This window comes from Geodermatophilus sp. SYSU D00700, assembly GCF_054050255.1.
Window position 1 is genome coordinate 61,200 of the sequence record NZ_JBJGZA010000023.1, and the last position, 7,099, is coordinate 68,298.

A 7,099-nucleotide genomic window follows, 5' to 3' on the forward strand; every position below is an offset into this window, starting at 1 on the left:
TCCATCTCTGCCGTGCGCACGACTCAAGGTCGGGGCCAGCCCTCCGACAGCTTGATCGTGAGTAGCACTCCTACCTCAGTCCACCCGACTCCGATCGCTGGCCGAGAGAGTGACTTCTATGCCGTCTGCGCGTCGGCTCGAGAAGCGCTCGGGGAGGCGGTGGACCTACTGCTACTGCACAACGAGCAACCGGTGCGAGGCAACCAGCCGCGGAGATCGCTGAATCCCATCACCGTCCTGTTGGCGGTGGCCGCCTGGGAGCGTTTTGTCGTGGACATCAGGGCGCTGAGCGCGCTGAGCGCCAAGCCGTGGCAGGGACCAGGGCTGGATCGCCAACTGCAGGGAGCAGCCCACCTGGCCAACGCGGTTCCCGTCCTCGCCATCGCCAGCGGCGGGCTGCTCCCAGCGACCTGGCACATCCGCGTCTACCGGGGCTGGCGTGGCAAGACGCCGACGAATCCTGTGCTGCTCGCCGGCGCGGACGCCACCGGCGCGCTCAACGGAGAGCTGAGCGAAGCGGTCGCCGACTACGTCAAGCTGCGTCACTCAGTCGCCCACCGGGCGTACGCCCAGCACGCCTACCCGGGAAGCTGGTGGGACGGCGATGCTGCCAGTGACACCGTCCAGGCCGGGGCGGCTCGATCGGCCCTAGCTATCTTTCTGCAGCTTATCGATCAGAGCATCGAGGCCATCTGCGCTGCCCTGCAAGCCAGCGGCCGATCAGTTGATCCTCAACTGGCGTCCTTGCCGGCGTGGTGGTTCCGGACCAATCCGCCCTCGGGCGTCCGGGGTGTTGCAGCACCCGGGCAACTGTGGGGACGTGCAGACCTTCACCGCTTGAACATCTGACCTGCTGACGACACGGCCCCCGGCTCACCGCTTTCCTAGTCTCCGCATGCGTCGTGCTGGCCTACGTCGGGTTCGCTGGGAAGCCATGCCCGTCCGGCCGCCCCGCCGCAGCCGCGGGCGGGCACTTGCGCGACCACTGAACGGCGCCGGCGAGGGCCCAGCTCGAGATGGCGGTCTGTGCGTCACGAGCGGTGGTCGATCGGTCAGTCGGCGCTCATGACGGGCTGACGCAGGATGGTTCTTAGTCTGGCGGGCTCGGTTTTGCGGGCGTCAGAGAGGTAGATCTCGTGATGGCGCCCTGTCGGCTTTAATCCGTTCGCAGGAAGGAATGTCTGATGAAAGCGCTCAAGGACGGGTCCTTCATCGTCGTACGGGCCGACGTGCAGGATCTGGGCGCTGCGGCCTTCCGCGTAACGGCTGAATCGGACATGCTTGAGCGCCGACAACCGTTTCTTCTCTGCAACAGCCAGGGCGTCATCGACCATCTCAGAGGTGATCCACTCGGGTTGCGCGATCATCATTGTCCAATCCCACTCACTCTTGTCGCGGGTACGGAACACCTTCAGGTCCTCTGCTGACCACAGCCCCTCAAGCGGCGCCACCGTGTGCACTCTCCCCGTCGCCTTCCGTCCCACGGCTCGGACCGCATAGGACGTCGCATACAGGGCCTCGACCGCCGCGCGATAGGCCGCTGACCTGTTGGGGTCGCCATGCCCGTCGACCATGAGGAATCCCATCTCAGGCACATCGACGACCTCGAAGTGTTCAGGTCTCGGCGCATAGAGGTCACTGCGGTCCTTCTTGAGGCTGTACGTCATCCGAGGGCCTCCTCCCAATCCGCTACCGCGCCGGCGCTCTGGACCGACTCGGCCCCCGACTCACAGGGCCGCATCCGAACGGCATGGCGACAAGCGCCTCGACTGTCGGTCGCTGGAGCATGCCGCGTCGAGTAACTCGACGCGGGACGGCACCTCACCCGTCCGCCCTCTGAGTCAGTGCTGGTTGTGACCGTGGGAAGTTGAGCTTCTTGACTCCTTCCTCCCGTACGGCTCCGCCGAGCATCACGGCAGTGGAACGACTGCACCGAGTCAGCGGAGTTCATCGGTGCGCCCGCGGACCGCGCTGCCGTAAGGCCGGCCTCGGCACCTCCGGCGGCAGATTCGGTCGTTGACCCCACCGCGGTGACGGTTGTGCGGCAGGACCCGAGCGGCGGATGCGCTCGCATCCACCCCGGCCACCGCCGACGTGCGCACGGCAGACCAGTGCGGACAGCCGACACGCGTACGCGATGCATCAAGATTCTCAATCGACGACGCACAGTCGCCCCGCCCGGAGGCGGACACGGTTCGGCATCGCTGACAATGCCGTCACATGTTCTTGCCATCTTGTTCGTCAAACACCGAGCCGAAGCTGAGCTGATCGGCAACCTGGTAGGTCTGCAGCATGACCCCGCTTCCGCTGCGGCGGGTACTCACCAGGCGCAGGGTGCGGGGCGCGACATCCTCGAACAACCGATACCCGCGCCCGAGTAGCACGGGGAAGATGAGCAGACGATAAGTGTCGAGGAGGCCGGTCCCGACGAGGGAACGCGCCAGCGCCCCGCTGCCGTGAATCTGCAACTCGCGCCCAGGCTCCCGCTTGAGCTCGGCGATCCTTCCCAGCACATCACCGTCCACTCGAACGGAGTTGGACCAGGACACCTGCTGGAGAGTGCTCGTGACGACGTACTTCGGCAACGCGTTGAGCTTTCCTGCGGCCTTGTCGTCGGGGTCGGACACATTCGACCAGTACGGCTCCATGATCTGGTACGTCTTCCGACCCAACAGGAAGGCGTCGGCCCTGTCGAAGACCTCATCCATGAACTGCCCGACCTCGGCGTCAAAGAGCGGCGGAAGCCAGCCGCCCAGCTCGAAGTCGTTGCTGGGATCCTCCTCCGCGGCACCAGGGCTCTGGTAGACGCCGTCCAGGGTCACGAAGGTGGTGGCGCTGAGTTCCATGGGTGGTCTCCTCCGCGTGCATCTTGTCCCCCGCCCGGTCCGCTTGGCCGGTCAGCCGTGCCGGCTCCATGGCCCGCAGCAAACGAGATTGGCTCATCGGGTCGTGCCCCGACCGGACAGATCCGGATCGCGGCAGGACGCCCTCGCGGCCAAGCGGCATGCCCGGATGGTTTCAGCGGCAGCCGGTGGCAGGGAAGGCCCACCACGGATGGTCGTTATGCGCGGTCCGCATAAGCCGATCGGATGGGACTAGCACGTTCCGGAGGGCTGGGCATATCGAACGGTGCCACGGTTGAAGCAAGGTCATGCCGAGGGAGCACTGCCCCTGACCGTGGCCACCCTGACGACCGACGTCACGAACCGGCCCGATGAGTCCCCGCATCTGTCCGTCGGCAGCGGTGCGTCTACAGCGCCGAGAGAGTGGCTCTCGCCTCCCTGGCCATCGTGCGGTGTGTGCTCCAGCAGCGGCCCGGGCCGGGGCAGGCGGCAGCCGCTGCTGACCATGCGGACTCACTGGCCAGAGAGCGTGCCTGCTGCTGCCCGTGTCGCCGGCCGGAGCCTTGGGGCCTCCGCCGCTGACACCGTCCCGCGTCTCTGCCGGGCGGTAGCCCGCTCAGCTGCCTCCCCCTGCGCTCCTCGAGTGGGTACATCTGCACCTAGTCGGGCGGAACGACGCGGCAACAGACTGGTCCGTGTCCGAGCAGGAATGGCGCACCGGCTCACTGGCATCTGCTGTCGCCATTGCGCTCAGTGGTGCCGGCATGAGCCGTTCAGTGGCCGCGACGGTCGGGTCGTGCGCATGACTGCAGCGGGGGCTGCTGGTGAGCGGGACGGGGCACCGCTGTTCCGCTCCTGCCGGGCGCACTGCACCGTTCGAGAGGAGAGCGAACGACATGAACAACCCACGAGACAGCCAGGCGCCCGCGGTCGCCGGTCGCCGCGAGTGGCTAGGCCTAGGGGTGCTGGCACTGCCCACGCTGCTGCTTGCCATCGATGTCAGCGTTCTGTACCTCGCGCTGCCGCAGCTGGCAGTGGACCTGGGTGCCGACGCGACCGAGCAGCTGTGGATCACGGACATCTACGGCTTCCTCATCGCCGGCTTCCTCATCCCGATGGGCACTCTCGGCGACCGATGGGGGCGCCGGAAGCTGCTGCTGGCGGGAGCCGCTGCCTTCGGTGTCTTCTCGGTCGTCGCCGCGTTCTCGACCAGCCCGCTCATGCTGATCGGCGCGCGGGCCGCCCTGGGCATCGCCGGCGCGACGCTCATGCCGTCCACCATGGCGCTGATCGGCAGCTTGTTCGTCGATCCGCGCGAGCGCGCCAAGGCCCTGGCGATCTGGTCGAGTTGCTTCATGGGCGGCGCCGCCCTGGGCCCGGTCGTTGGAGGCGTTCTGCTCGACACGTTCTGGTGGGGAGCGGCGTTCCTCCTCGGCGTGCCTGTCATGGTCCTGTTGCTGATCGTCGGACCACGGGTGCTGCCTCGTGACGACACCTCCGCGGAGCCGATGTCGCTGGACTCCGCCAGCGTGCTGCTGCTGCTGTCCTCGGTGCTTCTCGCGGTGTACGGCATCAAGGAGCTCGCCGTGCGGGGCGGCACAGTGCCCGGGCTCGCGCTCGCTGCCGGGCTCGCCCTCGGTGCTGTGTTCGTCCGTCGGCAGCGGTCACTGCGGCACCCGCTGCTGGACTTGGGCCTTTTCCGTGAGCGCACCCTCAGTGCCGCCGTAACTGTCGGGGTGGTCACCGGCATGGTGATGGGAGGCATGGGTTTGCTCGTGAGCGTCTACCTGCAGACGACCGCGGGGCTGTCTCCGCTGGCTGCTGGACTGTGGCAGCTGCCTTCCACGTTCGTGATGATCGCCGCGGCCATGACCGCGCCTGCGGTGGCAGCCCGTTTCCGACCGGTGTCCGTCATCGCGGCCGGGCTGGTCGTGTCCGCGGCAGGCTTGCTGCTGTGGACGGCGCTGGCCGCAGGTGCTGGGCTTGCGGTGCTCGTCTGCGGATACGTGCTGCTGGCCGCCGGCATCGGGCTGGGCCTGCCGCTTGGACAGGGCCTGGTACTCGAGTCGGCCCCGCCCGAGCGCGCCGGTTCTGCCTCGGCTCTGGCCGAGACCGGCGGCGAGCTGGGCCTCGCGCTCGGCATTGCGACCCTCGGGACCGTGGCCGCAGCGGTCTATCAGAGCCGCGTCACCGTGCCTCCGCTGCCGGAGAGTGCAGCCCAGACGGCCCGAGGGAGCGTCTCCGGAGCTCTCGATGTGGCGGCGCAGCTGCCCTCGGACACCGGACGCCTGCTGGAGGACAGCGCCCGCACGGCCTTCGCCGACGGGCTCGGCGTGACCGCCGCGTTGGCTGCCGTTCTGCTGACCGGCCTGTCGATGATCGTGCTCAGGTTGCTCGGAGGCAGGCAGTCGCCATCGGCCCCTGGCCAGGGACAGGTAACGGCAGAGCGCCGGCTGGATGGGTCGGCGAGTCCGGAGTCCGGACCGGCTAGTGAGAGTCCTGTCCGGCTGTGATGTCTCTGTCGTGACCGTCGCGACGGTCGACCACTCCGGCCGCTCGGCTCGGACTCGAGCCGAGCGGCCGGAGCTCCATGACAACTGGGTACGGTGCAGGCCCGGGCGAGGACCAGTGGGAGTGCCGTGCCGCACCCCAACTCGCGCAGAAGCCAGAGCGTGCATGGCAGTCCGTGCGAGACCGCCAGCACATCGTGTCCGGCGGAACGCCTGGTCGGCCGCCACGGGAAGCCGCACGGGCACCGGGTCATGGGGGCATCGGCGCGGACAGCGCCGAGCCGACGGGAGTGTGCCCCGGGCGAGGGTGCAGCCAGGACGCCGGCGGAGGTGCAACCGCCCCCGGTTCAGCCGAGGCTCTCCTCGTCCCCGGCCAAGACGGGGTCATCGACCACCGCCTGAAGATTGACTTGGACCTGTTCGAGGAGGTCGACGAGCTGCGTGCGCAGCACCGGGGGCAGCCCGCGCGTCGCGCTCTCGGCCACCTGCTGCCAGGCGTCGGCGATGTGCGGCACGAGGCCGCGACCGCGCTCAGTCAGCACCAGCCGGACGCGACGACGATCGCCCGGGACCGGCTCACGGGTGAACCAGTCACCGCGTTCGAGTCGGATGAGACTTCGGGTGACCGTAGGCGGTTCCACCCCGAGTTGGTCAGCCAAGTCGCTGACGGTCAGGCCGTTCGGCGCTTGGCCTAGGACCCACAGGAGCACGTCTTGACCGGGATGGAGCCCGAGCCGCTCCAGTTGGGCCGCCTGTGCGGCGCGGTAGAGCCGAGCCACCTTGACGAAGGTCCTGTTGGTACGCGTCGCCTCCTCAAAGTGCATCGGACGACCATATGTCCGAGACGAAGCATGGTCGGCTAACTTATAGTCGGCTAACGAACAGGTCATGAGGACGGAGGACGACATGGATCTTGGCCTTGCTGGACGGACTGCCCTGGTCACCGGGGCGTCTGGGGCTATCGGCTCGGCCATCGCCGCGGCGCTTGCGCGGGAGGGCGCCGCCGTCGCGCTGGGCTGGCACACCAACCAGGCGGCTGCCGAGACAGTCGCTACGCGCATCGCCTCGGACGGCGGCCGCGCCGTCGCGGTCAGAGTCGACATGGCCGACCCCGCCTCGGCGGGAGCGACGGTCGCGGAGGTCACCGATACCCTTGGCCCGGTCGCTGCGCTAGTCGCCAACGCCGTTCATTGGCCTCTCGAAGGCGACGAAGTGTCGGCGCTGTCCGCCGGGCTCGAGCGGAATGTCCTGGGCACGATGGCGTTGATCGACGCGGTGCTGCCGGGCATGCGACAAGTCGGCTGGGGCCGGCTGGTCCTGATCAGCAGCGACATCGTCGCCCAGCCGATGCCCGGCTTGACCGCCTACCCGGCTTCCAAGGCCGCGCTAGAGGCCGCAGCTCGCGCGCTGGCCGTCCGGGAAGCAGCCGCCGGCATCCTCACCAACGTCGTCCGACCAGGCTTCACACTCACGGACAAGGCGCTCTCCTCCCCCAGACTCGGGCAACGCGCCGTCGACGCCGAGTCCGCCCGCACTCCGACAGGACGCATCTGCACCCCTGACGACGTCGCCTCCGCCGTCGCCTACCTGTCCTCCGCCGCCAACGGGCACATCAACGGCCAGACACTGTCGGTTGCAGGCGGGCGTGAACTCACCCGGTGAGTACCGTGCCGGATGATCGATGGCGCGGGCACCGCTGCCTGCCTCGGGCCCGTCGAGCGCCGGTGACCGCCCACCTCTCCCCCC

The 7,099-nt window shown here is 68.4% G+C and carries 6 protein-coding genes; 3 read left to right on the forward strand and 3 right to left on the reverse strand.

The window, feature by feature from the left end:
* The first annotated feature begins 159 nt into the window (after positions 1–159).
* Complete coding sequence (locus ACI79V_RS16455) at positions 160–849, forward strand: hypothetical protein (protein ID WP_456890828.1); 690 nt, start codon at positions 160–162, stop codon at positions 847–849.
* 203 nt (positions 850–1,052) lie between these two features.
* Here ACI79V_RS16455 and ACI79V_RS16460 read toward each other — a convergent pair whose 3' ends face one another.
* Together ACI79V_RS16460 and ACI79V_RS16465 are read right to left on the reverse strand one after the other, a co-directional pair.
* Complete coding sequence (locus ACI79V_RS16460) at positions 1,053–1,667, reverse strand: GyrI-like domain-containing protein (protein ID WP_456890830.1); 615 nt, start codon at positions 1,665–1,667, stop codon at positions 1,053–1,055.
* Between the two features lie 549 nt (positions 1,668–2,216).
* Entirely contained in the window at positions 2,217–2,846 is a 630-nt protein-coding gene (locus tag ACI79V_RS16465; RefSeq protein ID WP_456890832.1) for a dihydrofolate reductase family protein, read from the reverse strand.
* Between the two features lie 893 nt (positions 2,847–3,739).
* Here ACI79V_RS16465 and ACI79V_RS16470 point away from each other — a divergent pair.
* Entirely contained in the window at positions 3,740–5,356 is a 1,617-nt protein-coding gene (locus tag ACI79V_RS16470) for an MFS transporter (RefSeq protein ID WP_456890834.1), read from the forward strand.
* Positions 5,357–5,700: 344 nt separating this feature from the next.
* Here the strand turns inward: ACI79V_RS16470 and ACI79V_RS16475 are convergent, their stop codons facing one another.
* Positions 5,701–6,177: a MarR family winged helix-turn-helix transcriptional regulator gene (locus tag ACI79V_RS16475; protein WP_456890836.1), complete on the reverse strand. Its 477-nt coding sequence runs from the start codon at positions 6,175–6,177 to the stop codon at positions 5,701–5,703.
* 64 nt (positions 6,178–6,241) lie between these two features.
* On the opposite strand from ACI79V_RS16475, the gene ACI79V_RS16480 reads away from it, so the two are divergent.
* Positions 6,242–7,015, forward strand: coding sequence for an SDR family NAD(P)-dependent oxidoreductase (locus ACI79V_RS16480; protein WP_456890838.1), 774 nt, complete (start codon positions 6,242–6,244; stop codon positions 7,013–7,015).
* Positions 7,016–7,099: the final 84 nt, after the last annotated feature.

What these genes read in the sequence shown, in the direction of transcription:
- ACI79V_RS16480 (WP_456890838.1), top strand. Translation starts at nt 6,242, where the DNA reads ATGAGGACGGAGGACGACATGGATCTTGGCCTTGCTGGACGGACTGCC.
- ACI79V_RS16475 (WP_456890836.1), bottom strand. Translation starts at nt 6,177, where the DNA reads ATGCACTTTGAGGAGGCGACGCGTACCAACAGGACCTTCGTCAAGGTG.
- ACI79V_RS16470 (WP_456890834.1), top strand. Translation starts at nt 3,740, where the DNA reads ATGAACAACCCACGAGACAGCCAGGCGCCCGCGGTCGCCGGTCGCCGC.
- ACI79V_RS16460 (WP_456890830.1), bottom strand. Translation starts at nt 1,667, where the DNA reads ATGACGTACAGCCTCAAGAAGGACCGCAGTGACCTCTATGCGCCGAGA.
- ACI79V_RS16465 (WP_456890832.1), bottom strand. Translation starts at nt 2,846, where the DNA reads ATGGAACTCAGCGCCACCACCTTCGTGACCCTGGACGGCGTCTACCAG.